This window comes from Winogradskyella sp. SM1960, assembly GCF_020179375.1.
Classification (GTDB): domain Bacteria; phylum Bacteroidota; class Bacteroidia; order Flavobacteriales; family Flavobacteriaceae; genus Winogradskyella; species Winogradskyella marina.
In genome coordinates, this window is sequence record NZ_JAICBG010000002.1 from 97,483 (window position 1) to 123,411 (window position 25,929).

Sequence of the window (25,929 nt, forward strand, 5' to 3'; positions counted from 1 at the left end):
AATCTTATGAAATATTATTTTTTATTACTGCTAGTGTTTATTAGTGTGAATTTGAGCTTTGCTCAACAAGACGCACAATACACTCAATATATGTATAACACTCAAGTTATAAACCCTGGATATATAGGGTCAAAAGATGTACTTAACTTTGGTTTGCTATATAGATCTCAATGGGTAGGATTTGAAGGAGCCCCAAAAACAGGAACAATTTCAGTTAGTTCACCAATCGGTGAGCTTAAAAAAATGGGATTAGGGCTGTCTATAGTGAATGATCAAATTGGTCCCGCTATAGAAACTAATATAGTTGCTGATTATTCCTATTCATTAGAGTTTTCTGAAGTTTCAAGATTATCATTTGGCTTAAAAGCGGGAGTGAATTTCTTAGATGTAGATTATACCAAACTCAATATTTATGATACTAATGATGCGCAATTTGATGAAAACATAAATAATAAACTCTATCCTCAAATAGGAGCGGGAATATATTATAATACAGATAAAATGTATGTAGGATTATCCGTGCCTAACTTTCTTAATTCAAAACATTATAATTCAGATAATGTGAATAATATAAATAGCGATGCAATTGCGGTAGAGCGTTTACATTATTTTTTAATTGCTGGATATGTATTTGAGCTTAACGAGAACTTAAAATTTAAACCAGCAACAATGGCTAAGTTAGTTAAGGGATCTCCGCTTCAAGTGGATCTCTCGGCGAATTTCTTAATTCATGATAAACTTACATTAGGTGCAGCATATCGCTTTGATGCGGCAGTTACTGCGATGGCAGGATTCCAAATTTCCAACAGAATATTTATTGGGATGGGGTATGATTATCAAACAACTGATATCGAAACGTATAGTCATGGTTCTTATGAGGTATTTTTTAAGTTCGATGTTTTTAAAAATACTGAACGTATACTAACTCCAAGATTTTTCTAAACTACAACGATTATGAATACACTTATATATAAAAGAATATTATGTTTTTTATCAATCATTTTCTTTGCTACTTCTTTTGCTCAAACAGGAAAAATAGAAAAAGCGAATAGTAAATACGATAAATACCACTTTATCGATGCGCGAGAAATTTATTTAAGCGTTGTAGAAAGTGGATACCGATCTGCCGAAATTTACAGAAAATTAAGTGAGACTTACTACTTTAATAGCGAATATGAAGGAGCATCCAAATGGTATTACAAACTAATAAATGAGTTTCCTAATGATTTAGTCGTTACTGATTATTTTAGGGCGGCACAATGTTTAAAAAGTTCAGGTGAACCCAATGGGGCTGAAAGGTTAATGAAGATTTATAAAGAAAATGGCGGAACGGCATTAACTATAGATTCCTATAAAAATGTTGCAGATACGCTTTTTGAAAAGGGAGTGAGTGATAAATTATTTGAAATAGATAAAATATCGGTAAATACTGAGTTTTCAGATTTTGGCCCAGCATTTTACGGTAATAAAATTGTTTTTGCTTCAAGCGATAATTCTGAAAATGAGTTTGAAGATAAATCTGTAGATCTTGCAGGCTGGGATAAACAACCCTTTTTAGACCTATATCAGGTTGCTGTAGATGACGAGATGAACTTAAAGGAAGCTGAACTTATTAAAGGTGATGTTAATACCAAATACCATGAGTCAACAGCTGTGTTTTCAAACGATGGTAATACCATGTATTTTACAAGAAATAATTTCTTGGATGGAAAGAAAAAAAGAGATAAGGATTTTGTGATTAGGCTTAAAATATACAAGGCTACAAAATCTGGTGATACATGGGGAAATATCAAAGAACTTCCTTTTAATAGTGATAATTATTCCGTGGGTCATCCTGCTTTAAGTGCTAATGAAGATAGGCTTTATTTTGCTTCCGATATGCCAGGGACTGTTGGGATGTCTGATATTTGGTATGTGGATATTTTAGGAGAAGAAAACTACTCAAAACCAGTTAATATGGGTAATGTGATCAATACGGTAGCAAGAGAAACATTTCCTTTTGTAAGTACTGAAGATAATTTATATTTTTCTAGTGATGGTCATTTAGGACTTGGCGGATTAGATATTTTTGTGACTAAATTAATCGAAAACAGCCATGGAGAGATAGCGACGTTTGGAGAGCCTATTAATAGTGTAAAGGACGATTTTAGTTTTATAATTAAAGAAGGTCGAATAGGGTACTTTACCTCAAACAGAGATGGTGAAGAAGGTAGTAAAGGTGATGATATTTATCAAATATGGGAGCGTTGCGAAATTACAATTCAAGGACCAGTGAAAGATGAAGATACCGGTGAAATAATTCCCAATGCGGAAGTAAAGCTATTAGATAGTAGTAATAATGAAATTCAAAGACTTATAACAGGTGATGATGGTCTGTTTACTTTTACTTTAGATTGTAATGAACAATATGTTATAAGAGCAATAAAAGAAGGTTATAATCCTAAGGAGGAAATCTTTGAAACACCAAAGAACCCTAGAGTAATTGAAATGCCGATTGTACTAAATATGCCATTACTCCTTAAAGTTGCTGATCCTTGTCCTCCTAATGATTTAGGTTGTAAATTGACTTTACAGCCTATTTATTTTGATTATGATCAATCTAATATTAGGTTAGATGCAGAAATCGAATTGGCTAAAATTTTGGCGGCATTAAACAAATACCCAGAATTAAAAATTAATATAGAATCGCATACAGATTCTAGAGGTAGAGATTCATATAATTTAAAATTATCACAACGTAGAGCTAAGTCTACATTACAATGGTTGTTAGATAAAGGGATTGCTAAAAATAGATTAACGGCAAAGGGTTATGGTGAATCTCAATTAATAAATGAATGTTCTAATGGTGCAGACTGTAGTGAAGAGCAACATCAATTAAACCGTAGGTCAATGTTTATTATTAAAGAATAATTATTAAATAGTTTTCCGATAAGAAACACCTTGTTTATTTCTGTATATGCAAGGTGTTTTTAGTTTTGTCTATACCTTTTATGAAAACATTAATGTATTTTTAAAGTTTTACTTGGTATTTTTACGGCATGAGAGAAGAGCAAGTCATCTTAGTCGATGAAAATGATAATAAAATTGGTTTAATGCCAAAAATGGAAGCGCATGAAAAAGCACTTTTGCATCGTGCATTTTCCGTATTTGTGTTTAATGATAAGAATGAACTAATGCTTCAGCAACGGGCTTTGCACAAGTATCATACTCCTGGTTTGTGGACGAATACTTGTTGTAGTCATCAACGCGATGGTGAAAGCAATTTAGAAGCTGGTAAGCGACGCTTACAAGAAGAAATGGGCTTTGTTACAGACTTAGAAGAAAAGACCTCATTTATTTATAAAGCACCTTTTGATAATGGATTAACAGAGCATGAGTACGATCATATTATGGTTGGGTATTACAATGCTGCACCTAATATTAATCCAGACGAAGTAGCAAGTTGGAGGTGGATGTCATTAGAAGCTGTAAAAACAGATATTGCAGAAAATCCTCAGATTTATACCGCTTGGTTCAAAATTATTTTTGAAAAATTTTATGAATTCATAAATGTGAATAATCAATAATGAAAGTTACAGTACATAGAAAAGCACATTTTAATGCAGCGCACAGGCTTTATAGAAAGGACTGGAGTTTTGAAAAGAATGAAGCCGTTTTTGGTCTATGTAACAATCCTAATTTTCATGGTCATAATTATGAATTAATAGCAAGTGTTACAGGTGATATTGACCCTGAAACAGGTTATGTTATTGATGTGAAAATTTTGAAAGATATAATTAAAACTGAAGTTGAGGATGCTTTTGATCATAAGAACCTAAATGTTGAAGTTCCTGAATTTAAAGATTTAAATCCTACTGCAGAAAATATTGCTGTAGTCATTTACAATAAGATTAAACCAAAACTGAACCCGAAGTTTCAATTGGAAATTACTCTATACGAAACACCTCGTAATTTTGTAACCTATTCTGGAAATTAAGATAAAAACATGCTATATCCTTTAAAATTTCAACCTATTCTAAAAGACAAAATTTGGGGCGGAGAAAAGTTAAATCAACACTTTAATAAAAACTCTAATTCTAAAAACTTAGGAGAAAGTTGGGAGATAAGTACCGTTCCAAATGATATATCTGTTGTTTCAAACGGGGAATTGAAAGGAGAATCACTTCAGGATTTAGTAAATAATTACAAATCTGCTTTTTTAGGTGAAAAAAACTGGGATCGGTTTGGTAATGAATTTCCATTGCTTATAAAATTTATTGATGCTAAAGAAGATTTGAGTATTCAGTTACATCCTAACGATGAGTTAGCAAAAAAACGACACAATTCATTTGGTAAAACGGAGATGTGGTATGTGATGCAAGCTGATAAGGATGCTAATCTTATAGTAGGTTTTAAAGGTGAGGTTGATAAAGCGACTTATTTGGAGCATTTAGAAAATAATACACTTACTGAAATCTTAAATTTTGATACGGTAAAAGAAGGGGATACCTATTTTATTGAAGCAGGAAGAGTTCACGCTATTGGCGCAGGTGTTTTATTAGCGGAAATTCAACAAACTAGTGATGTGACGTATCGTGTTTACGATTGGGACCGCGTTGATGATGAGGGAAATGGACGTGAGTTACATAACGATATTGCCATAGATGCTTTTGATTTTGAAATGGAAAATGATTTTAGAGTCGGCTATCAAAAAGAAAAGAATGTATCTAATGATATGGTAAGTTGCCCGTTCTTTACAACAAATTTTATGGAGTTAACGTCTAATTTAGATATAGAAAACACGCACGATTCTTTTATGATTTACATGTGTGTAGATGGAGACGTTGAAGTTTCTGTAGCGGGTTCAAGTGAGCGAATTTCTAAAGGTGAAACAATTTTGATTCCGGCAAAAATTAGAAATTTTAAATTAAAATCTAGTTACGGAAAACTTCTAGAAGTGTACGTTTAAAACTTTAGATAAAAAGTAAAATTGCCAATCGAATAACTAAAAGGATTTAGTATTTTTGCGGTTATTATTAAAAATAATTATCATGTCGAATAAAAGAGATTTAAAAAAAGATATCAACTACGTTTTAGGAGATATTATTGAAGCGGTTTACGTTTGGGAATTAACAAATACAGAAAAAGCTACAAAAGAAAGCGAAGCTATTATAGATGAAGCTATAGGAACGTTTGATTCGTTAATTGCACGTGTTAACGATAGAAGTGTTGAAAATAAGAAAGCACACTTTAAAGCGATTAACAATGATCTTGAAACTAAAGGAAGAGATCTTATCGAAAAAATCAACAAATTAAAATAAATTGATTTGCAAATTTAAAAATCTATTTTAAATTTGCGCCAGCTTACCAAAAATAGGTGAGCTAATGTTTTGCCGATGTAGCTCAGCTGGCTAGAGCAGCTGATTTGTAATCAGCAGGTCGTGGGTTCGAGTCCCTCCATCGGCTCTTAATTGAAACTCTAACTATCATAAAGTAGTTAGAGTTTTTTTATTTGATAAAATTACATAGGACGAGAAGTTTATGCTGAGCGCGGCCGAAGTAAGTCCCTCCATCGGCTCTTAATTGAAACTCTAACTATCATAAAGTAGTTAGAGTTTTTTTATTTGATAAAATTACATAGGGCGAGAAGTTTATGCTGAGCGCAGTCGAAGTAAGTCCCTCCATCGGCTCTTAATTGAAACTCTAACTATCATAAAGTAGTTAGAGTTTTTTTATTTGATAAAATTACATAGGGCGAGAAGTTTATGCTGAGCGCAGCCGAAGTAAGTCCCTCCATCGGTTCTAAAAAAATAAAAATCCAATCATTTTAGTATTGATTGGATTTTTTGCTTAAATGTCTAACGTGTAGAATTAAATTCCAAAGGCGTTTGTTTTACTATATTAATTATCAGAATTTCTATTCGAAATAAATTCATTCAATTTTTTACCGTAAAACGAATTTTTAACCTCATTGGTTAGATTGTTATAAATAGAATCGATATAAATTGGATTAGCATTTTGTGCTTTGTAAAGTACTAAATAAGGTGCTATTTCACTGTCCTTATTATTTATAGCATACTGTATGGTATAAGCATATTTACGCTTCATTATTTGGTCTGCTACTTTGTTCAACGAATCTAATTTAATACTATCTTTCTGCTCATGCGCATAAAATCTTTCTTCTATAATATCTAAATTTTTATCATTGTATTTAGACAAAACATCTAAATATTCTTCTAAAAGGGCTTGCTGTTTAGAGCCTTTAATTTCAGAATCATAATTAAACGTCTTTAAGGTTGTTGTAATTTCTGTAACACCTTTATCCGCAAAGAATGGAATGTAATGCTCTTCTCCATCATTTTTAAAAAGTTTTAAATAGAGTAGAAGTGGTTCATCTAAATTGGTGTGTAATGTGAATTCTGGTTGTCCTGTAATAACCATTGAGTCTAAGTCTACAATGCTTGAATCTCCATCTTTTTGAAGATAAACAACTCCTTTTTTTAAGTCTTTAATATGGCCCTTTAAGGTAAAGTTAGCGTTGTTATTTTTGCTACAAGAAACGGCTAATGCTACTACAGCTAAGAGGCTTAGTGTTTTATATAATTTTGTCATGTTTTGCTAAATAATTAGGTGCGCAAATATCTTATAATAGTTTTAATATCGAACTGATCTTGACATTTTATTTTTTGGTAATAGAAAACCATATGAAGAGTTAAAGCTAACTTACAGCTGCTAATTCCATTAATATTGTACAGCCAATAGCCGCAATGGTTCCTACAGCATAGCCAAATACAGCAAGTAAAACTCCAACTGTAGCTAAAGACGGATGGAAAGCTGAGGCAACAATAGGAGCAGAGGCTGCTCCACCAACGTTAGCTTGGCTTCCTACAGCTAAAAAGAAATACGGAGCTTTGATAATTTTAGCAATTAGAATTAATAATAATGCATGAATCGACATCCAAATAACACCAATTGCAATAAGGCCTAAATTATCGAAAATCATGGTTAAATCCATTTTCATACCAATACTAGCTACAAGGATGTATATAAAAACACTACCAAATTTACTTGCACCAGCTCCTTCATAATTTTTTGCTTTTGTATTTGATAAAAGAACAGCAATTATAGTAGCGATACTTATCATCCAAAAGAATTTTGAACCTAAAAAGGTAAATATATTTCGTGTTGTAGGAGAGTCTATTCCTGCTACCATATCTGCAAAAAGAGGTGCTAAATAATTAGCGCTTAAATGCGCAACACTAACGGTTCCGAAAGCAATAGCAGCAATAATCATTATGTCGGTTAAAGATGGATTTCGCTTTACTTTTTCTGAAAAAGAAGACACTTTCTCTTTTAGTTCTTCAATTGAAGACGTATCTGCTTTTAACCATTTATTAATTCGATTTCTTTTTCCGATACCAACAAGTATGATAGCCATCCAAATATTGGCAACCACAATATCTACAAAGACCATCCCACCATATTTAGCTTGGTTGTATCCATAAATCTCTAACATGGCTGTTTGGTTAGCTCCTCCACCAATCCAACTCCCTGCTAAAGTAGAAAGTCCTCTCCATACTGCATCTGGACCAACACCTCCAACGGTTTCTGGCGAAACACTAGCTATTAATAAAATAGCAATAGGTCCACCGATTATAATTCCAATAGTCCCTGTGAAAAACATAACCAAAGCTTTCCAACCTAAATTAAAGACTGCTTTTAAGTCAATACTCAATGTCATTAAAACTAAAGCGGCAGGCAATAAATACCTACTGGCAACATAATATAGATTTGTGCTATGTTCCGTTATAACACCAGTCTCTGAAACGGTTGTCCATTCTGGTGAAATTAATCCAGTGGTTGTTAAAACCGCAGGAACCATATAAGCCATAAATAATCCAGGTACTATTTTATAGAACTTTGACCAAAATCCTGTTTTTATAGATTCTGTTACAAAGACAAAACCTAAGGCTAGCATTAAGAGTCCAAATACAATAGTATCATCAGTAAAAATCGGAGTATTATCCATAGTATAGTTTATTTAGGACTTGCAAAATACAAAAAATTAAAACTAAAAAAGTGACCGTTTCCGATCACTTTTTGTCTTTAGAATTATCTTTTTTCTTGGGTTGCCTATTATGTTCTTTGAGATACTGCATTAACATCCATTCTATCTGACCATTAGTACTACGAAATTCATCTGAAGCCCATTTTTCAATGGCTTTCAGCATATCTTCATTCATTCGTAGTGCAAAAGCTTTCTTTTTAGACATTATAGTTTACTTAATTAAATTTTGTTTTATAGGTGGTTAATATGCGTTCTGCTTCGTTTCGTTTTTGTGTACCAATTAAAAGTTTTTTACCATTTTTTAATTCGAGTTGAATTCCTATATCACCAGAAACGTTTATAGCTTTACCTTTAGATGTATTCCAAAGTATACCTCCTTTTATGCCCCAACCACCATATTCTGATATAGGAGAATAAGTTCTAACATAAGCTTTTTCTATGTCGTTCCATGTTACCACTTTAAAACTCCAATGGAAAGGAAAGAACTTATAATGAATTCCTTTTTCATCAATTCGTGTTTCTAATTTGAACAAAAATATAATTCCTGCCGCTAAAATTATAAAACCAATGCTTGAAGTTAATTCTAAATTAGTATAACTGCTAGGATCTTCAAAGTAAGATAGTAAGATCACACCAACAGGTACCAATAAACTTACAAGTATCAGTACAATTAACCATAGCTGATTAAAGCGTTGTTCTTCTTTAAATATTTTCATTATCTGTTCTTGTCACGTTCAAAAACTACCGTTGCCCAATTCACCGCAATTTGATTTACAACCCATCCTTCACGTGCGTATTGATTCAGGAAATCTTCAAAATTTTGAACGCGGTTTCTAAAACCTAATTTTGGGATAACTACTTTATATTCTTTCATGTTTTAATGGTTTAAAGTTCCGGTGTTTAAAACTGGAGATGCATCTTTATCTCCACAAAGTACAACCATGAGATTACTCACCATAGCAGCTTTGCGTTCTTCATCTAATTCTACCACTTGCTTTTTATTCAGTTCGTCAATTGCCATTTCTACCATACTCACAGCACCTTCTACAATTTTATGTCTAGCAGCGACAATCGCTGTAGCTTGTTGACGCTTTAACATGGCATTTGCAATTTCATTAGCATAAGCTAGGTAGCCAATTCTTGCTTCTAAAACTTCAATTCCAGCAATGGTTAAGCGTTCGTCTATTTCTTTTTCTAACGCATTACTAACTTCATTAACACTAGAACGTAAGGTAATATCTTCGTCAACACCTTCATCTGCAAAATTATCATAAGGATACATACTGGCTAATTTACGAACAGCGGCATCGGTTTGTACACGTACAAAATTTTCATAATTATCGACATCAAATGCGGCTTTGTAGGTATTATGAACACGCCAAACTAAGATGGTACTTATCATAATTGGGTTTCCTAATTTATCATTCACTTTTAAGCGTTCGCTATCAAAATTGCTTGCTCTAAGTGAGATTTTTCGTTTAGTGTAAAACGGATTCACCCAGTAAAAGCCATTCTTTTTAACGGTTCCAACATATTTACCAAATAATAGTAAAACTCTTGAGCCATTAGGTTGTACCATTAAAAACCCAAAGGCTAAAATTAATGCTGCTACAATACCAAATATTGACCAACCTGTTTCTGTAATTGGAATTAATGCAATACTGCCAAAGAACAATATTAAAAATAAAAATAGCATTAGATAGCCATTTGCTGGGACGATGATTTTCTCTTCTTTCATGATTTAAAAAATTTAATTAGTTAATTATCGTTTCAAATCAATATGATATTAAAATGATATCATAAAGATATGATTTAATTTATTAGTATGCAAATAGAATTTTTTGTTACAGTATTAATAAAAGAAATAAAAAAACAAAGTTTGGCACAGGGTTTGCTTAATACTAATTGTAATGATTATTACAACTGTTACATTCTAGTAACAGAACTACAAAGTCGTAACATTACATTGGTTGGTTAGTTAGAAAAAGCATCTCGTGGTTGGGATGCTTTTCATTAGTGTTTAGTTAGTTAAGTGAAAAAAGCATCTCATTCCTATACATTTTAGGCGAGATGCTTTTTTATTTGATGAATTTTAAAGAATGGGTTAAGACGCTATAAACTTCGTTATTCCTGTTATAAGTTCTGGAGAAATAGATCTAAACGATTCGTTATATGATTTTGAATTTTCTAAATCATCACCTTCAATTTCAAAAAGGACGTGATTCATATTTTCTATAAGTAGTAATTCCGCTGTTTTATTAGCGTCTTTTAGTACTTCAGCTTCACTAACTGAAACTTGAAGGTCTTTTGTGCCATTAACAATAAGAATTGGCATGTTTAATTCTTTTATAATTTCAGAGGGATTATGAGACATCCAATTGATCATAAATGGTTGCAAATCGGCATTAAACATGGATGCTAAGGCAACTGGGAAATCAGTTGTAGTTTTACCTTCTTTTAAACTATTAACAACACGTTTGGTGTCTTCATTAAACATTGGTGCTGTTTTAGCGACTTGTTCTATAATAACATCTCCTATGTTATTACCAGCTCCAGCGAGCGAAATAAAACCGTCTGCCTTGTCTTTTGCTGAGAGCATTCCAACTAAACTGCCTTGACTGTGCCCAATGATATATATCTTATTATAAGTGCCTTTTTCTTTAAAGTAATCTAATACATCTGAGGCATCACTCACAAAATCATCGAACATAATATCTTTATCTACGTTGTTTTGATGAATTTGTTTTACTATTCGTTTGTCAAACCTAAAGGTTGCAATACCATTGTGTGTAAGTCCTTCTGCTAACTTTTTTAAGGAATTATTTTTTAGGAAATTTTGATTACCATTTCTATTTGTTGGACCAGAGCCAGCTATAATAATGGCTAAATTAGGTTGGTCATTGTCTTGAGGTGCAAGCAATGTGCCATCTATCCATTTAGAAATAGATATATCTTCTTCGGTATATGTTTTTTCTTGGCTAAGTCCAAGACTGCTAACTAATGATAAAGCGAGAATTAAAAAGAATTTCATATTTAAATATTTTAAGACGTATAAAGTTAATTCATATTGAGCTGAATGCACTAGTTGTTTCACAATTTATACCAATTTTTAGTGTTAATTACGGAAATATACACATTTACAAATGTGTATTTCATCGGTAAAATACATAATTTTGTCGTTAAATGTTAAAATAAAGTGCATTTCATCGATTAAATGTGTTTTTAAGCGTTGCAATTCAAAATGAATTATATATTTGACTCGTACTGAAATTTAGTTTTTAGTTCAATGGATTAATTAATTAATATTTGCCTTATGTTGAGTTGGCTTAGAGACCCTGAATCTACCAACATAGAAAAGCAAATAAACGAAAACCGAGATTGAGGGATCTCGGTTTTTTGTTTTTATAACATCCAATATGTTTTGTGTTAAACGTCGATTTGGGTTTAATTATTATGTTTTGCTCTCTTTTTGTCTTCATAAAATGTAAGTATCTATTGTGAACATCTAAAGCTGAGAATGATGTTTCGCAATTCTAAATTTATACTCTTTTTTTTATTAATTTAGTACTTTATTATGAATTACAAAGCACTACTATACATAGGAAGTTTAATCCTTCTAACGTTAGGATTTCAACAACAGCAAACATTGCCAGAAGGTTTTGTTTATGCTAAATCTGTGATTCCAGATTTAGATGTAGAATTACGTTATTTTTCTGAAAATAATTTTGTTGGAGACACCATTAACGGTTATAAAGCCAATCGTTTAATCGTTACAAAAGGGACTGCTGAGAAACTAAAACTAGTTCAAGAAGAATTACAACAACAAAACCTTTGTCTTAAAGTCTATGATGGTTACCGCCCACAACGTGCTGTAAATCATTTTATAGAATGGGCTCGTGAGTTGAATGATACGGTTAATAAATCTTTATTTTATCCAGAAGTTGAAAAGAAAAACCTATTTAAAGCAGGTTATATTGCATCGCGATCTGGTCACAGTAGAGGAAGTACAGTAGATTTAACCATTACAAATGGCGAAACAGGTGAACCTTTAGATATGGGAAGTCCTTATGATTTCTTCGGAAAAGCATCTTGGATTGCTCATGATGATTTAACCGACGAGCAAAAACAAAACCGTCAGTTATTACAAACTGTTATGTTAAAGCATAATTTTAGAAATTACTCTAAAGAGTGGTGGCATTTTACATTACGTTGGGAACCTTTTCCTAAGACGTATTTTGATTTTGAAGTGGAGTAATTTTTAGACATACATCCAAGCCCAATACATTAATCCAAATTGAAGCGGTATTCGTAAGATTAAAATCCATTTCGGAATTCCGGCAGCTGCTTTTTTGCCAGAAAGCATATAAAAATGTACTAACAGAAAAACGGCTAACATGGCAATAATGCCATAAATAGAAATGGTTTTTAACGCAGGAATGCATAAACCAATACCTAATAAGATTTCGGCTAAGCCACTTAAATAAACCAAAGCTTTGTGACTAGGTAAATATCTAGGCATAATACGCATATACATTTTGGGTTTTACAAAATGCATCACACCGGCAACAATATACATGGCAGCCATGACGTATAGCCCAGTTGGTTCACTCATCTTTAAAAGTTTTGTAAGTTAACCCAATACCGTAATTAAAAAGATTTTTGTCTAATAAACTCGATTTAAACTGATTGCCTTTATCAAATTTCACCCAATTATTTCCACTAATAAACACGCGTTTTATAAAGGTGTTTTTGGATGCAATGTCATCAGTAAATGGTAACAAAGGTCTAAAGTTAGTTGGGATTTTTACGACGCTTCCACCTCTAGATTCAATTTCTTTATACTTTTTATTGGGCAATAATTTTCCTTCTTTATTAGTATAACCTAAAACTTGAAGAGACACAAAGAAGCCATTGTCTGGAATATAAATATTATGGTCATCTACATTTAATTCATAAGCATCACCATCTTTTTCAGTAGCTCTAAACACAATGGTTTCGTTGGTTAAAACGTTACCAGGTACTCCGTTATTGTTACTGTAAAACTTTACTTTAAATAACGTTGAAAATTTCTTCTTTTCACTGTTTCTACGGTTTCGTTTTTCCCAATCTTTAGATTCTAAAGCAATAGGAAAAACAACTTCTTTAAGCTGTTGATCTTTGGTTGTTGTTTTAGGAAAATAGACAGCAATTTCAGATTCTATAGTAGGCAACCAGCAATTGTAATAATCATCGTCTAAAGAAGGTTTTAATTCTTCTTCTTTAAATTTACGATCTAATGTAGTGCCAATAAATACTTCATCTAATTCTGAAGCTTCTGGTTGCAATAATAAGTGATTGGGTAAATTATGAGTGGCAACATTTAAATCTTTAAAACCTAAAGCTGAAATAAATAACGAATCTATATCTGGATATAATTTTTTAGTAAAAACAAACTGACCTTCATCATCAGCAAAAAGACCATTGCCATTTCCAAATGAGACTGTTGCATAGCTCACAGGATATGTTGAAATGCTATCTTTAATAGTAATTTGAGCAAATGCGATTTGCCCAATGAATAAGAAAATAAATAAAATTTTATACATGGTTAAGTTTATAGATTCTAAAGATACATTATTTATAGGCATAAAAAAACGTCTCACTTTGAGACGTTTTTATCTTGTTTACTAATTGGGATAATACCAAAACGGTATAGAAGCTTCAGTTTTAGTTATGGTGTCTAATTTTTTTATTGTTTTTCGATTTACATGTATCATATGTTTACCTTCCTTTAGGTTCTTTATACCTATATACGTTTCAAAGCCTTTTTGCTTTTTTATGGAGGCACCAAGTATAAACTCAGTTGGATACATTGTAGAATCAATGTCAACCGAATAAAGCGTATTAAAAGTTGATATATATTCAATTTTTAATGCATCGGTCATATATTCAGAATGGACTGTACTCATTTCTGAGGTAATACCTCTAATGTCTTCTTCTAATTCTAAACTAGGATTGAATAGAGAAATTTCATCTTCAATATTTTTATCAAAAGCTATAAATACTTTGATGTATGGGTCGCTAATCACTTTACTATTAATAGCGATATTTTCAATAAAATCAGATTTCTCAATAAGCATATCTTCATAGTTAAAGGAATTTGCGATACTGCTTCCTGATGACTCAGTAAAATTAAAATAATTAGATTGGTTATAATATAATGATGTAATCCATATCAATGTGATGTAGATGGGCACTAAAAAGAAACTCAGGCGTTTTCCAAATTTATGGTCGAGAAAATTATAGACTAATGGTCGGTATAAAAACGATAGTGTAATAAAACTAAAACACCAGTAAATGGGAAAATATATTTTGCTTATCCATTTTTTCTTCTTTAAAAAACCGAGAGTTATAAAATCAAAAAAGGTGAGTAGCATTCCTGTTATAAGAAAAACCAAAAGAACAATGCCAAAATAGGTCGATATGTCACTAAAAGAATGATCATCGATAAAAATTGTTAGCACGAAAACAATAGACCCTATCGTAAGCGCAATGGCCAACATATAGAATATAAGTAAAAATGATATAGCAAATATAATACTACAATAGTTTTCTAAACGCCCTATATATCTATCAAAAGAGCCAACTTTATCCTTTAAATACGTATTGAATTTCTTACTATAATTTAAGGTGTCGTAGTCAATATCTCCTGAAACATATCGTAAGCCTAATGCACCGATCCATAAGCCTCGTAAAAGAACATGAAACAATAAGTTAAAAATTAAAATAGAACATGCCGAAAGAGCCACAACTAAAACCATCATAAAAAATGCATTATTCTCATTTTGGGTATGTTGATATGCGATTTCTAAATTAGGATACGCCGAGAATAATCCAAAAATAGCAAAACCAGAAATCAGCAATTCTAATTGCCAACTCTCTTCTTGTAATCGATCTAATAATTTTTTAAACGCAGGTTTCTTGTATTCATCACTCATATGTATTAGTTGGATTGAAATTCAGGTTAAAATTAGACATATTCAGTTAAAATCAATCTTTTTTATCCTATTTTGAAACTCTTTCCAAATTCCTTCGTTTTTAGTAATAGAAACCGCTAATCAATCTAATGCACCAAAAAGAGACTAAACTTATTAATCGTTGCAAAAAAGGAAATGAATTTGCACAAATGCAAGTTTATGATACTTATGCGCAAGCTATGTTTACGATAGCTTGTCGTTATCTAAACGAAGAAGAGGCAAAAGATGCGATGCAAGACGGATTTTTAAAAGCCTTTATTAATATAGATAAATACCAACCAGAAGCCACATTTGGTGCTTGGTTAAAACGAATTATCATTAATCAGTGCTTGGATGTTTTAAAGAAAAATAAGTTAGAATTTAATGATGTTGAAGTTTCGGAACTGCAAATTATAAACGAAGACGATTGGCATTTTGATAGTACAATTACAAAGAAAGAAATTCTATTTGCTATTGAACAATTAAAGGAAAAGTATAGAGTAGTGGTTAAGCTTTATCTCATTGAAGGTTACGACCATGAAGAAATTTCCGAGATATTAGAAATACCAATAAAAACCTCGAGAACACATTTAAGACGCGGCAAATTAAAGTTACAAGATCTCTTAAAACAAAAGTACAATGAAGCGAGATATTAGAAATTTATTTAAAGAGGAAGATGATTTAAAAACGCTTCCGGAAAATCATAGAACTGAATTTTTAGGGAAACTTAAAACGCAAACGAAGAAGAACCCATCGCATAACTGGCTGAAAATTGCAGCTGTTTTACTTATTGCTTTAACGGTAGGAATCGGTTTTTATAATACCACAGAAGAAGAAACTAAAGTGTCGCCAATAGTAGCGCAAATTGAAGCTGTAGAAGCAGAGTATTTAGCCAATATTGAAACAGAGTGGGAGAATTTTATTGCCATTGCAGACGATGACGTTTTAGTAGAACGTTTCAGAAAAAAGTTGAAAGACTTAGATGCCGATTACCAAAATATTTCCATGCAGTTTAAAAACGATGCCAATAACGTTTTGGTGATTGAAGCGTTGATTGAAAATCTTCAAACGCGACTTCAAATTTTAAAAGACATACAAAAACACATCAAAATATTAAATCAAAATAACGAACCGTATGAAACCATTTAAAATTTTAGCGCTGATGCTCATCACGTCAGTTACGGTAAATGCACAACAGCATAAAGTCCATAGTGAAACTTTTACAGCAGATAAAAACACAACGGCCATTTTAAATTTAGATAATGTTACGGTTGCTTTAGAAGAATCTGTAGATGGAAAAGTTCATGTAGATTATATTATGGAATTTGATGGGTATTCAAAAAAAGAAATCAAATCGTTTTTAGAAGAGATAAAAGTAGAAGCTGGTAAGTTTGAAAACCATATATCTCTAAGTGCTAGTAGTAAGAGTAAAATTTCTATGGAAACCTTTGAGTTTAAAACTACAGATGCCATCAGTATAAATCAATCTTTTTTTGAGTCTAAAAAAGATTCTATTTTTCGTAAACCTTTAGATTCATTACGAGCAGAAATAGAACAAAATAATCGCACAATTACAAGTAATTCATTAAAGTATATAAACGACCGTTTTAAAAAGGTAGATAAAAATGGTAAGGTAACTAATTTCAGAAAAGGCGGTATAAAAATGATGAGAAGTCGTTTTGTAATTAAAATTCCACCGTATTTAAAATTAACAGTAAATGCTAAAGAATCGGGACTGTATGTTAGAAATAATTTGAGAAATGAATTAACTGTAACACTAAATGGTGGTACATTAATATCAAAACTAATTTCAAATCCCTATAATAAATTTCAAATTGATAATGCAACTATCGAAGTCCTTGGTATAGATGGTGGTGATTTTGAATTTAAAAACGTAAAAAACGGTAAGATAGGAACTCTAGAAAATGCAAAAATTACTTCAGAATTTTCAAAAGTTGAAATAGGAGAGATTCAACAAAACACAACTATAACAGATTATAATAGTGAATACTGGTTCTACAGTTGGACTAAAGATTTTGGTCGATTTGATTTATATTCAGAGTATTCAAAAGTTCATTTTTTCTATCCAAAGTTAGATTATAGCTTTAAAGTTATTGGTCATAATACAAAAAACTTTATTGGTAAGCATCAAATTAATATGCAACCAACTAGCAATGGAGAGAAGTACCGAATGATGGAAAAAAAATCAAATGGAAAAGGCGATTTTTCAGGTGAAATTTTCTTTGATATTATTCATGGTATTATTTACTCTTACAATGACTCGGTCAAAAAAAAATAATTAAATTATGAAAAGAATTCTAAATATTACTGTTGCAATAGTTTGCTTCAGTGGATTGCTAGCACAACAAAATGAATCTAACTTTGAAACGACTCCAGATTTAAAACTAGAAACTGAGTATGCGTCAGACAACGTAGAAATCAGCGATATTTTAAGTTTTGAAGGTATTGATTACATGAAACTGACATTCTCAGGAGAAGACCTTAGAGGAAAAAGCTACCATTTAACCGTAAAAGAAATTTGGGATGGAAAAATAGTTTCTGATACCACAGTAATAGATAGTAAAAGTTTAGGTTTTAAACAGTTTCAAACGTTGAGCGATTCGGTGTTTAAAATGAGAGTAGTTTCTAAACACACTGACGATAATCAACTAAAAATGACTTTTAAATTTCCAAGGTTTAGCGTCACCAAAAACTACGATGCTATAGATTCCGAAAACTACAGTTTAAGAAATCTAGCAGACGAAAGCAATCTAGAAATCAGCTATAACAAATCGTTTTATCTGTTAGCTTATATTTTACCTTACGAAAGAGAAGATGGCATTTTATCTTGGTGTGATGTAGGATCTTCAGGTAATGACATTGAGAATTGGGGAGCTAAATTTGGAATAAAACACTATCTACTTTTCGAAATGAAATTTGAATAATATACTTTTCTAACTTCTAACTTCTAACTTCTAACTTCTAACTTCTAACTTCTAACTCCTAATACCAACGCTTTTTCTTCTTCTTAGAAGCTTCGCTTTTACGACCTTTCTTATACTTGCTACCTTTCTTTTTGTGAACAATAGGTTTGGCTTTTGGGTCTAAAGGATAAGGATGTTCAGTCTCAACAGGTATTTGAATGTTTATAGCATTCTGAATGGTTTTTACATAACTTTTTTCATCTGCAGAACACATAGAATAAGCTTTTCCAATATGTCCAGCACGACCTGTTCTTCCGATTCTATGCACATAGGTTTCTGGTACGTTTGGCATATCAAAATTTAGCACGTTGTCTAACTCATTTATGTCAATACCACGAGCAGCAACATCAGTGGCAATCAGAACTTTAACGTAACCATTTTTAAATTTATTAAGCGCAGTTTGTCTGTCGCTTTGGTTTTTGTCACCATGAATACTATTTACAGCATATCCATTTTTTAATAAGGTTTGTTCCAATTTATTTACGCCAAATTTGGTACGTCTAAAAATAAGAACATTTCCTTCAATGGTATTTCGCATTAAATGCAAACACAATTCCATTTTGTTACGTTTTGGAACATAATACAACGCTTGACTAACGTCTTTAGTAACAGATTTTGTTGGTGTAACATCAATACGTTCTGGATCTTTGAGAATAGTATTGGCTAAGTGTTCAATTTTATTAGGAATTGTTGCCGAGAATAATAAGGTCTGTTTGTCTTCTGGGCAAAGTCGTTCAATCTTTTTTATGTCATCGATAAAACCCATATCTAGCATTAAATCGGCTTCATCTAAAACAAAAGTTTCAATAAAATCTAAGTTAATGTAATCTTGTTTATGCAAATCGAGTAAGCGACCAGGAGTGGCCACTAAAATATCAATGCCTTTTTTTAATACCTCAATTTGAGGTTCTATTGATGCTCCACCAAAAACAACTAAAGAGGTTAAATTTGTAAACTCAGCATAAGTTTTAAAATTCTGTTGAATTTGTAATGCCAATTCTCGTGTAGGACTTACAATTAACGCTCTAATTTTTTTACCTTTTTTGGGAGCGTCTTGCTTATCAAAAAGCTGTTGTAAAATTGGTAAAGCAAAAGCTGCTGTTTTCCCTGTTCCTGTTTGTGCTGAGACAATGACATCTTTACCCTCCAAAATTGGTGGAATAGCACGTTGTTGTACTAAAGTAGGTTCTATATAACCAGAAGCTGCAACAGCTTTCTGTATGGGTTTTATAAGATGTAAGTCTTTAAATGACATATGATTTTGTATTTATTAAGTTTGTCATTCCTGTGAAAGCAGGAATCCACTTTGTTAAACGTAGCTTGTAGATTCCCTATTACGTAGGGATGGCAAACATACAGACAAAGGTAAATGAATTATTATCATTTTTTGATGTGAAACTCCAGAGGAGTTAAATATTAATAATATGGTGGCTGATTAGTAAATTAAAACTCCAGAGGAGTGACATAATATTTCGCTCCTAAGGAGCTAAAAACCTTAATCCGTTTTTTAAATTATTAATATTTTGCCACGCTGTGGCTACTCTATAATTATGTGTTATTAACGACAACATATAGGTGAAAATAAGTCTGTATTAGAATGTGCCTTTAGGTACATTATATCGGTTTCTTAACTACCAACGTTCTTTAATCCAATCCTTTTGTTCTTGTTCTGTTAAAAACGTCCATGCAATAAATCGACTGATTTTATGGCCTTGACCCATTTCAATAGTTTTTACAGCTGTAGCATTTACTTTATCTAAAATCTTATAGGTTGGTTTTAGAGTTGTTTCTTTTGAAATTAAACTTGTAAACCAGAAACACTGTTTGCCAAAATGTTTGCTTTCGTAAATCATGTCTTTTACAAAACGGGCTTCACCACCTTTGGTCCAGAGTTCGTTATGCTGCCCACCAAAATTTAAAAGCGCTTTATTAGGTCGTTTGCCTTTTAAGTTTTTTTGCTTTTTTAAACTTGCTTTTTGAGCGTCTTCTGCTGACGCATGAAACGGAGGGTTACAAATCGTGAAATCTACTTTTTCTTCAGGTTTTAAAATATCGTAGAAAAAGTTATTCGATTTTTCTTGCTTTCTAATTTCTAAAGTAGATCTTAATTTGTAATTCTTTTGCTCAATATCTTTAGCCGAGATAATTGCAGTTTCATCAGTGTCACTTCCTATAAATGACCAGCCGTATTCATGCTGACCAATAATGGGATAAATACAATTAGCACCAACACCAATATCTAAACCTTTAATCTGATTTCCTTTAGGAATCGTAGTGCCTTCGCCTTTTAAAAGATCGGCAATATTATGAATGTAATCAGCTCTTCCTGGAATTGGAGGACACAAATAATGCTTCGGAATATCCCAATACTCTAATCCGTAATGGTGAATTAACAACGCTTTGTTTAATGCTTTTACAGCTGCTGGGTTAAAAAAATCTACAGAATCGTCACCATATTTATTAGGTGCCACATAAGAAGCTAATTCTGGTGAGCTTTTAATTAGCGCATCAAAATCATAGCGTTTTCTATGTTGACTTCTAGGATGAAGTTCTGATTTTATTTTGGGATGTGATTTTTTCTTTTCCAAGGCTTTATAATTTATGGTGACAAAGGTAATGGAAAAGAAATTGGGTTATTAAAACCTTAGTCTAAATAACCCAATATTTTAAATGAATGTGACATCTAATTAATCTACCTTCTTAAAACGTAGCACTTCGTCACCAGATTCATTATAAAAAGATAAAGTTACCCCTTCTTTCTTATACGTTGAAATTGTATTGAATGCCTTGTCAAAACTATCTGGAATAGCCATATCCATACACATTTTTCGGGTGGAAGCAATGGCACCAAATTCAATTGTTGAAGCGTTTATATTTTTAATTTCACCAGTATAATTATTACAACCATTTGTTCCGGAAGCACGCATTTCAGTGGTGTTTATTTCTAACGTTGGTACATTCTTAGTGCTTTCAATTTGTTCGCCATTAATATGTGTGGTTGCCCAAATATCGTGAATGGCCAATTTTGGATCTTGTTTTTTCTCTAAAACTTTAACTAAATCATATTTTATTGAAGATGCATCCGCTGGAACATTTTCAGAATCTAAAGTGGTTTCTGTAACCTCAATTTTCTGTAAGTAACCAGGTTCAAAATTAAAGCCATTTATAGTGGAGTAGAAAAGGGACCATTCTGCATTTTCGTAATCGTCACTTTTTGTAACTTGAAGACAGGTTGCTTGTCCTGCACCAGCATCACAATCTACTTTGGCGCTATTTACCCAATAGGTTGAGGTTACTTGTTTTGTAGAACCACAAGACGATAGTACTGTAGCTAATATTATAATTGGTAGGTTTTGTAAGAATTTCATTTTTATATTTTGTTTTAGTTGTTTACATCTGTAATTTCAAAAGCCTTGCCATTAAGTCTTGACAAACGTTAAAAATATGTTAGAAAAATTACGTTTAGTTTTCACCAATAATATAGAGATAATCTCCTAAATTATTTTTATAAGTGTTTATAATGTTATCTATTTTTCCGCTATCAATATCTTTTCTTAAACTTGCTAAACCACGTTCTACGTCTTCAAGATTAGCCAATGCACTAAATGAAGAGATACCATGCCTAATACTTTCTTCAAAATATAATTCAGGGTTGTGTTTGCCGCAATACAAGAATTGATCTTTTAAATTTGGATGAATGTCATAGGTTTCAGTTTTTGTGATTTTAATGCCTGAAAAATTCATAGCATTTTCAATACTCTTTAAAGTTGGCATTTGAGCAATTGAAGCTTCCAACATTTTTGGAAAGTAATGGTTTAGCCAATAGCCTTTCATTTGTAGTGGAGTAGACGTGAAAATCACGATTTTACTATTCGGTTTTAGTATATATGCTAATTCCGAAAATGCTCTCATAAGATTAGTCCAATGATGAACAGTTAACGTCGCTATAATGCCATCAACACTATTTTTTGCTAAATCTGTTTTTTCGGCACTGCCTATTTTCCATGCGATATTTTGGTTTTTAGACTGGGCTATTGTCAACATTTCAATAGATGGATCTATTCCAATACACTGATATCCCTTTTTTTCAAGCGCATTGGAATAATTTCCTGTGCCGCAACCAACATCTAAATACACTCCATTTTTATTAGGATCCAAGTGTTTTAATAACTGTTCCGTTAAGTATGGATCTCCTTTACGCGTTTGATTATAATTAACTCCAATAGTATTGTATTTGGTTGACATAAATTCTATTTCATTGCAATTTTATAAAGTTCAAATGTAATACTGTTCTTAACACGGTCTACTCAAAAGTAACAATCAAATCGTCTTGTTTTACCATACTACCTTTAGATAAACTTACCGATTTTATTTTTCCAGATTTGTGAGCCGTAACAGTTGTTTCCATCTTCATAGCTTCAATTATAAACAACGGATCGTTTTCCTTTACGGTTGTACCTTTTTTTACTAAAACTTTGTACAACGACCCTTGTAAAGGTGCTCCAATTTGGTTGGCATCATCTGGATCTATTTTTGTGTTTTCGACCTTAGAAATATTTAATGATGTATCAAAAATTTCAACAAATCGATTTTCTCCATTCACTTTAAAGAACACTGTTCTTACACCTTCATCGTTTGGAATACTAACAGAAAGTAATTTTACAATAATGGTTTTTCCAGGTTCTAAAGTGATAAACGTTTCCTCTTGAAGCTTCATGCCAAAAAAGAAATCTTTGGTTGGGATCAGAGAAATGTTGCCGTACTTTTTATAGTTTTCATGTGCTTTTTCAAACACCTTCGGATATAGCATATACGATAAAAAGTCTTCTATTTCAATAGGTCTGGTAAAGCCTTGTTGGAATTTCTTTTTAAAGGCAGCAAATTCTTTAGTGAAATCTACAGGCTCTAAATGTGAATTTGGTCGATCTGTGTAAGCGTCTTTGTTTCGTAATATAATTTTTTGAAGTTCCTTTGGAAACCCTCCAACAGGTTGCCCTAAATCTCCTTTAAAGAAGTTAATTACCGATTCTGGAAACGATATGGTTTCTCCACGTTCCATCACGTCTTCTGGTGTTAAATTATTGGTGACCATAAAAATGGCCATATCTCCAACCACTTTAGAACTTGGTGTTACTTTTATTAAGTTACCAAACATGGCGTTGACTTTTGCATACATATTCTTTACTTCATTAAAGCGATCTCCTAAACCTAGAGCAATTGCTTGAGGTCTTAAATTTGAATATTGACCACCAGGAATTTCGTGCTGATACACTTCTGCTGTTCCTGCTTTTAATCCAGATTCAAAAGGGTAGTACATTTCGCGTGTATCTTCCCAATAATTAGAAAATAGATTTAAGGTATTCATATCGAAATCATGAGCGCGTTTTTGTCCTTTCATCATTTCTATAATCGCATTAAAATTTGGCTGAGATGTTAATCCTGAAAGTCCACCTAAAGCAACATCAACCACATCAACTCCTGCTTCAATAGCTTTTAAATACGTCGCCGATTGTACCGAAGACGTATCGTGTGTGTGCAATTGTACAGGAATGTTAACGGTGTCTTTTAGCGCACCAACCAATTCTGTCGCAGCATAAGGTTTTAATAAGCCTGCCATATCTTTTATCGCAACCATATGTGCACCTGCATTTTCTAAATCTTTAGCGAGTTGTGTATAATATTTTAGGTTGTATTTGGTCTGTTTTGGGTCGAGGATATCACCTGTGTAACTGATAGCAGCTTGTGCAATTCCTCCGGTTCTATTTCGAACATAATTTATACTTGGCTCCATGGCTTTAACCCAATTTAACGAGTCGAAAATTCTAAAAATATCGACACCGTTTTCCCAAGATTTTTCAACAAATTTTTCAATTAAATTATCCGGATAGGCTTTATAACCCACGGCATTAGAACCACGCAACAACATCTGGAATAAAATATTAGGAACTGCTTTACGTAATTCTCGTAGGCGTGTCCAAGGACTTTCGTGTAAAAAACGATAACACACATCAAAGGTAGCACCTCCCCAAACCTCCATACTAAAGGTGTTGGGATGATTTTTTGCGAAGCTTTCTGCCACTTTAAGCATATCATAACTTCGCATGCGTGTTGCTAAAAGTGATTGATGTGCATCTCGCATTGTGGTGTCTGTATAATGGATTTTGTTATCCTCTTTTAACCACTGACAAAAGGCTTCTGGGCCAAGTTCGGTTAATAAATCTTTTGTGCCCTTTGGAAATGCTTCAGAACGATTATATTTTGGAACTTTAGCAGTTCTGAACACTTTGGTTTTATCAATGTTTTTAACATCTGAATTACCATTAACAATAACTTCTGCTAAGAAATTTACGGCCTTAGTAGCGCGATCTTGAGGTAATTTTATTTGGAATAATGTCGGTGTATTCTGAATGAAATTTACAGTGACTTTTCCGTCTTTAAAAGTTTCATGCTGAATCACATTTTGAAGAAAATGAATGTTAGTTTTTACACCCCTAATTCTAAATTCCTTTAAAGCACGTACCATTTTTCTAACCGCTCCATCCAGTGTTCTACTATGAGCAGACACTTTTACAAGCATAGAATCGAAAAATGGACTTACATTATAACCTTGATAAATACTTCCTGCATCTAAGCGGATGCCCATTCCTGAGGCACTTCTGTAGGTTGTAATATTGCCGTAATCTGGTGTGAAATTATTCTCAGGATCTTCGGTTGTTAACCTACACTGTAAGGCAAAACCATAGGTTGCTAAGGATTCTTGATCATATATTTTTATCTGTTGGTCTGATAACTTATAACCTCCTGCAATAAATATTTGAGTTTTTACCAAATCGATTCCTGTTACCATTTCGGTAACGGTGTGTTCTACTTGAATTCTTGGGTTGACTTCAATAAAATAGATGTTGTCTTGCTCGTCCACTAAAAATTCTACTGTACCAATATTGTTGTAGTTAACTTCAGATGCAATGGAAACTGCATATTTATATAAAGCATCTTTTACGTTTTGAGAAACGTTATGGGAAGGAGCGACTTCTACAACTTTTTGATGGCGTCGTTGTACAGAGCAATCGCGTTCAAATAAATGTCGGATATTTCCGTGTCTATCAGCTACAATTTGGACTTCAATATGTTTAGGGTTTTCAACATATTTTTCTAAAAACATGGTGTCGTCACCAAAAGCATTTAGCGCTTCGTTTTTTGCAGAATCAAAGTGTTGTTCAACGTCTTTGTCATTTCTAACAACACGCATACCACGTCCACCACCACCTGAAGCGGCTTTAAGCATTAATGGGTAGCCAATAGAATTCGCTTCAGAAATTGCGATTTTTAATGAGCTTAAGTTTTTTTTGTTGCTTTCAATAATAGGCACATTACATTTAACAGCAATTTTCTTAGCAGTAATTTTATCACCTAAAGCATCCATAACTTCAGGATCTGGTCCTATAAAGATTAAATCATTTTCTGCACAACGTCTTGCAAATTCTGAATTCTCGGATAAGAAACCATAACCAGGATGAATAGCATCTACATCCTTTTCTTTTGCCAATGCAACGATTTCTTCAATATCTAAATACGGTTTTAAAGGTTCATCGTTTTCACCAATTTGGTACGATTCGTCTGCTTTATTTCTGTGTTGTGAGTAACGATCCTCATACGTGTAAATAGCGACCGTTTTAATATTAAGTTCTGTACAAGCTCGTAAAATTCGGATGGCAATTTCACTTCGGTTTGCAACTAATATTTTTTTGATTTTCATAACAATAGTTTTGTGTTGAATATGTGGTTAAACGCTGAGGTTAATTACTGTTTTGAAGCCATTCAAATTATAGAATTAACTTAAGAATTAGCGTTTTCGTGAAAGTTACATAAATTATTAACCAACTGCTATTAAAAAAATGTTATGTAT

At 32.4% G+C, this 25,929-nt stretch carries 26 protein-coding genes and 1 tRNA gene; 12 read left to right on the forward strand and 15 right to left on the reverse strand.

Annotation, left to right across the window (positions count from 1 at the left end; all coding sequences use genetic code 11):
• The first annotated feature begins 6 nt into the window (after positions 1-6).
• From K1X16_RS06415 to K1X16_RS06445, 7 genes are all read left to right on the forward strand, one after another.
• Positions 7-942 (forward strand): type IX secretion system membrane protein PorP/SprF, encoded by a 936-nt coding sequence (locus K1X16_RS06415; RefSeq protein ID WP_195872351.1) that lies wholly within the window; start codon positions 7-9, stop codon positions 940-942.
• 12 nt (positions 943-954) lie between these two features.
• Complete coding sequence (locus K1X16_RS06420; protein WP_225035466.1) at positions 955-2,910, forward strand: OmpA family protein; 1,956 nt, start codon at positions 955-957, stop codon at positions 2,908-2,910.
• Positions 2,911-3,038: 128 nt separating this feature from the next.
• Positions 3,039-3,566 (forward strand): isopentenyl-diphosphate Delta-isomerase, encoded by a 528-nt coding sequence (gene idi, locus K1X16_RS06425; RefSeq protein WP_225035467.1) that lies wholly within the window; start codon positions 3,039-3,041, stop codon positions 3,564-3,566.
• Complete coding sequence (locus K1X16_RS06430) at positions 3,566-3,976, forward strand: 6-pyruvoyl trahydropterin synthase family protein (RefSeq protein ID WP_225035468.1); 411 nt, start codon at positions 3,566-3,568, stop codon at positions 3,974-3,976. Before idi ends, K1X16_RS06430 begins: the two co-directional genes overlap by 1 nt.
• A gap of 9 nt (positions 3,977-3,985) precedes the next feature.
• On the forward strand, positions 3,986-4,948 hold the full coding sequence (locus tag K1X16_RS06435; RefSeq protein WP_225035469.1) for a type I phosphomannose isomerase catalytic subunit: 963 nt from the start codon (positions 3,986-3,988) through the stop codon (positions 4,946-4,948).
• Positions 4,949-5,030: 82 nt separating this feature from the next.
• On the forward strand, positions 5,031-5,300 hold the full coding sequence (locus tag K1X16_RS06440) for a hypothetical protein (RefSeq protein WP_195872356.1): 270 nt from the start codon (positions 5,031-5,033) through the stop codon (positions 5,298-5,300).
• Positions 5,301-5,371: 71 nt separating this feature from the next.
• A tRNA-Thr gene (locus tag K1X16_RS06445) sits at positions 5,372-5,445 on the forward strand.
• 435 nt (positions 5,446-5,880) lie between these two features.
• Here the strand turns inward: K1X16_RS06445 and K1X16_RS06450 are convergent.
• The 7 genes from K1X16_RS06450 to K1X16_RS06480 all read right to left on the reverse strand — a co-directional run bounded on the left by K1X16_RS06450 (position 5,881) and on the right by K1X16_RS06480 (position 11,078).
• Positions 5,881-6,591 carry a DUF4369 domain-containing protein gene (locus tag K1X16_RS06450; protein ID WP_225035470.1) on the reverse strand — a complete coding sequence of 237 codons (711 nt, stop codon included), beginning with the start codon at positions 6,589-6,591 and terminating at the stop codon, positions 5,881-5,883.
• A 106-nt stretch (positions 6,592-6,697) separates the two neighbouring features.
• Positions 6,698-8,008: a DUF819 domain-containing protein gene (locus K1X16_RS06455; protein WP_225035471.1), complete on the reverse strand. Its 1,311-nt coding sequence runs from the start codon at positions 8,006-8,008 to the stop codon at positions 6,698-6,700.
• Positions 8,009-8,072: 64 nt separating this feature from the next.
• Complete coding sequence (locus K1X16_RS06460) at positions 8,073-8,252, reverse strand: Arc family DNA-binding protein (RefSeq protein ID WP_195872359.1); 180 nt, start codon at positions 8,250-8,252, stop codon at positions 8,073-8,075.
• A gap of 10 nt (positions 8,253-8,262) precedes the next feature.
• A complete protein-coding gene (locus K1X16_RS06465) occupies positions 8,263-8,763 on the reverse strand; it encodes a hypothetical protein (RefSeq protein ID WP_225035472.1) in 501 nt (166 codons plus the stop codon).
• A complete protein-coding gene (locus tag K1X16_RS06470; protein WP_225035473.1) occupies positions 8,763-8,921 on the reverse strand; it encodes a DUF4177 domain-containing protein in 159 nt (52 codons plus the stop codon). Before K1X16_RS06470 ends, K1X16_RS06465 begins: the two co-directional genes overlap by 1 nt.
• Positions 8,922-8,924: 3 nt before the next feature.
• The gene (locus K1X16_RS06475; protein WP_195872362.1) at positions 8,925-9,785 is read right to left on the reverse strand and encodes an SPFH domain-containing protein; all 861 of its coding nucleotides are present in this window, start codon (positions 9,783-9,785) and stop codon (positions 8,925-8,927) included.
• 366 nt (positions 9,786-10,151) lie between these two features.
• Positions 10,152-11,078, reverse strand: coding sequence for an alpha/beta hydrolase family protein (locus tag K1X16_RS06480; protein ID WP_225035474.1), 927 nt, complete (start codon positions 11,076-11,078; stop codon positions 10,152-10,154).
• A 543-nt stretch (positions 11,079-11,621) separates the two neighbouring features.
• Here K1X16_RS06480 and K1X16_RS06485 point away from each other — a divergent pair.
• Complete coding sequence (locus K1X16_RS06485; RefSeq protein ID WP_195872364.1) at positions 11,622-12,302, forward strand: M15 family metallopeptidase; 681 nt, start codon at positions 11,622-11,624, stop codon at positions 12,300-12,302.
• Between the two features lie 3 nt (positions 12,303-12,305).
• On the opposite strand, the gene K1X16_RS06490 is transcribed toward K1X16_RS06485, so the two are convergent.
• From K1X16_RS06490 to K1X16_RS06500, 3 genes are read right to left on the reverse strand one after another with little or no spacing between them, the layout of a single operon-like run.
• Entirely contained in the window at positions 12,306-12,659 is a 354-nt protein-coding gene (locus K1X16_RS06490; protein ID WP_225035475.1) for a MauE/DoxX family redox-associated membrane protein, read from the reverse strand.
• Complete coding sequence (locus K1X16_RS06495) at positions 12,652-13,686, reverse strand: hypothetical protein (protein ID WP_225035476.1); 1,035 nt, start codon at positions 13,684-13,686, stop codon at positions 12,652-12,654. Before K1X16_RS06495 ends, K1X16_RS06490 begins: the two co-directional genes overlap by 8 nt.
• A gap of 24 nt (positions 13,687-13,710) precedes the next feature.
• The gene (locus K1X16_RS06500) at positions 13,711-15,021 is read right to left on the reverse strand and encodes a hypothetical protein (RefSeq protein ID WP_225035477.1); all 1,311 of its coding nucleotides are present in this window, start codon (positions 15,019-15,021) and stop codon (positions 13,711-13,713) included.
• A 128-nt stretch (positions 15,022-15,149) separates the two neighbouring features.
• On the opposite strand from K1X16_RS06500, the gene K1X16_RS06505 reads away from it, so the two are divergent.
• The 4 genes from K1X16_RS06505 to K1X16_RS06520 are packed head-to-tail and all read left to right on the forward strand — an operon-like array spanning position 15,150 to position 17,984.
• Entirely contained in the window at positions 15,150-15,695 is a 546-nt protein-coding gene (locus K1X16_RS06505; RefSeq protein WP_225035478.1) for an RNA polymerase sigma factor, read from the forward strand.
• Positions 15,679-16,188, forward strand: a complete 510-nt coding sequence (locus K1X16_RS06510) for a hypothetical protein (protein WP_225035479.1) — start codon at positions 15,679-15,681, stop codon at positions 16,186-16,188. The genes K1X16_RS06505 and K1X16_RS06510 overlap by 17 nt, the downstream gene beginning before the upstream one ends.
• A complete protein-coding gene (locus K1X16_RS06515) occupies positions 16,175-17,338 on the forward strand; it encodes a hypothetical protein (protein WP_225035480.1) in 1,164 nt (387 codons plus the stop codon). The genes K1X16_RS06510 and K1X16_RS06515 overlap by 14 nt, the downstream gene beginning before the upstream one ends.
• Positions 17,339-17,345: 7 nt before the next feature.
• The gene (locus K1X16_RS06520; protein WP_225035481.1) at positions 17,346-17,984 is read left to right on the forward strand and encodes a hypothetical protein; all 639 of its coding nucleotides are present in this window, start codon (positions 17,346-17,348) and stop codon (positions 17,982-17,984) included.
• Between the two features lie 58 nt (positions 17,985-18,042).
• Here K1X16_RS06520 and K1X16_RS06525 read toward each other — a convergent pair whose 3' ends face one another.
• The 5 genes from K1X16_RS06525 to K1X16_RS06545 all read right to left on the reverse strand — a co-directional run bounded on the left by K1X16_RS06525 (position 18,043) and on the right by K1X16_RS06545 (position 25,779).
• On the reverse strand, positions 18,043-19,278 hold the full coding sequence (locus K1X16_RS06525; protein WP_225035482.1) for a DEAD/DEAH box helicase: 1,236 nt from the start codon (positions 19,276-19,278) through the stop codon (positions 18,043-18,045).
• Between the two features lie 376 nt (positions 19,279-19,654).
• Complete coding sequence (gene rlmF / locus K1X16_RS06530) at positions 19,655-20,611, reverse strand: 23S rRNA (adenine(1618)-N(6))-methyltransferase RlmF (protein ID WP_225035483.1); 957 nt, start codon at positions 20,609-20,611, stop codon at positions 19,655-19,657.
• 99 nt (positions 20,612-20,710) lie between these two features.
• Complete coding sequence (locus tag K1X16_RS06535; protein ID WP_225035484.1) at positions 20,711-21,391, reverse strand: DUF4377 domain-containing protein; 681 nt, start codon at positions 21,389-21,391, stop codon at positions 20,711-20,713.
• Between the two features lie 94 nt (positions 21,392-21,485).
• A complete protein-coding gene (locus tag K1X16_RS06540) occupies positions 21,486-22,268 on the reverse strand; it encodes a class I SAM-dependent methyltransferase (protein ID WP_225035485.1) in 783 nt (260 codons plus the stop codon).
• 58 nt (positions 22,269-22,326) lie between these two features.
• Positions 22,327-25,779: a pyruvate carboxylase gene (locus tag K1X16_RS06545; protein ID WP_225035486.1), complete on the reverse strand. Its 3,453-nt coding sequence runs from the start codon at positions 25,777-25,779 to the stop codon at positions 22,327-22,329.
• Between the last annotated feature and the right edge of the window lie 150 nt (positions 25,780-25,929).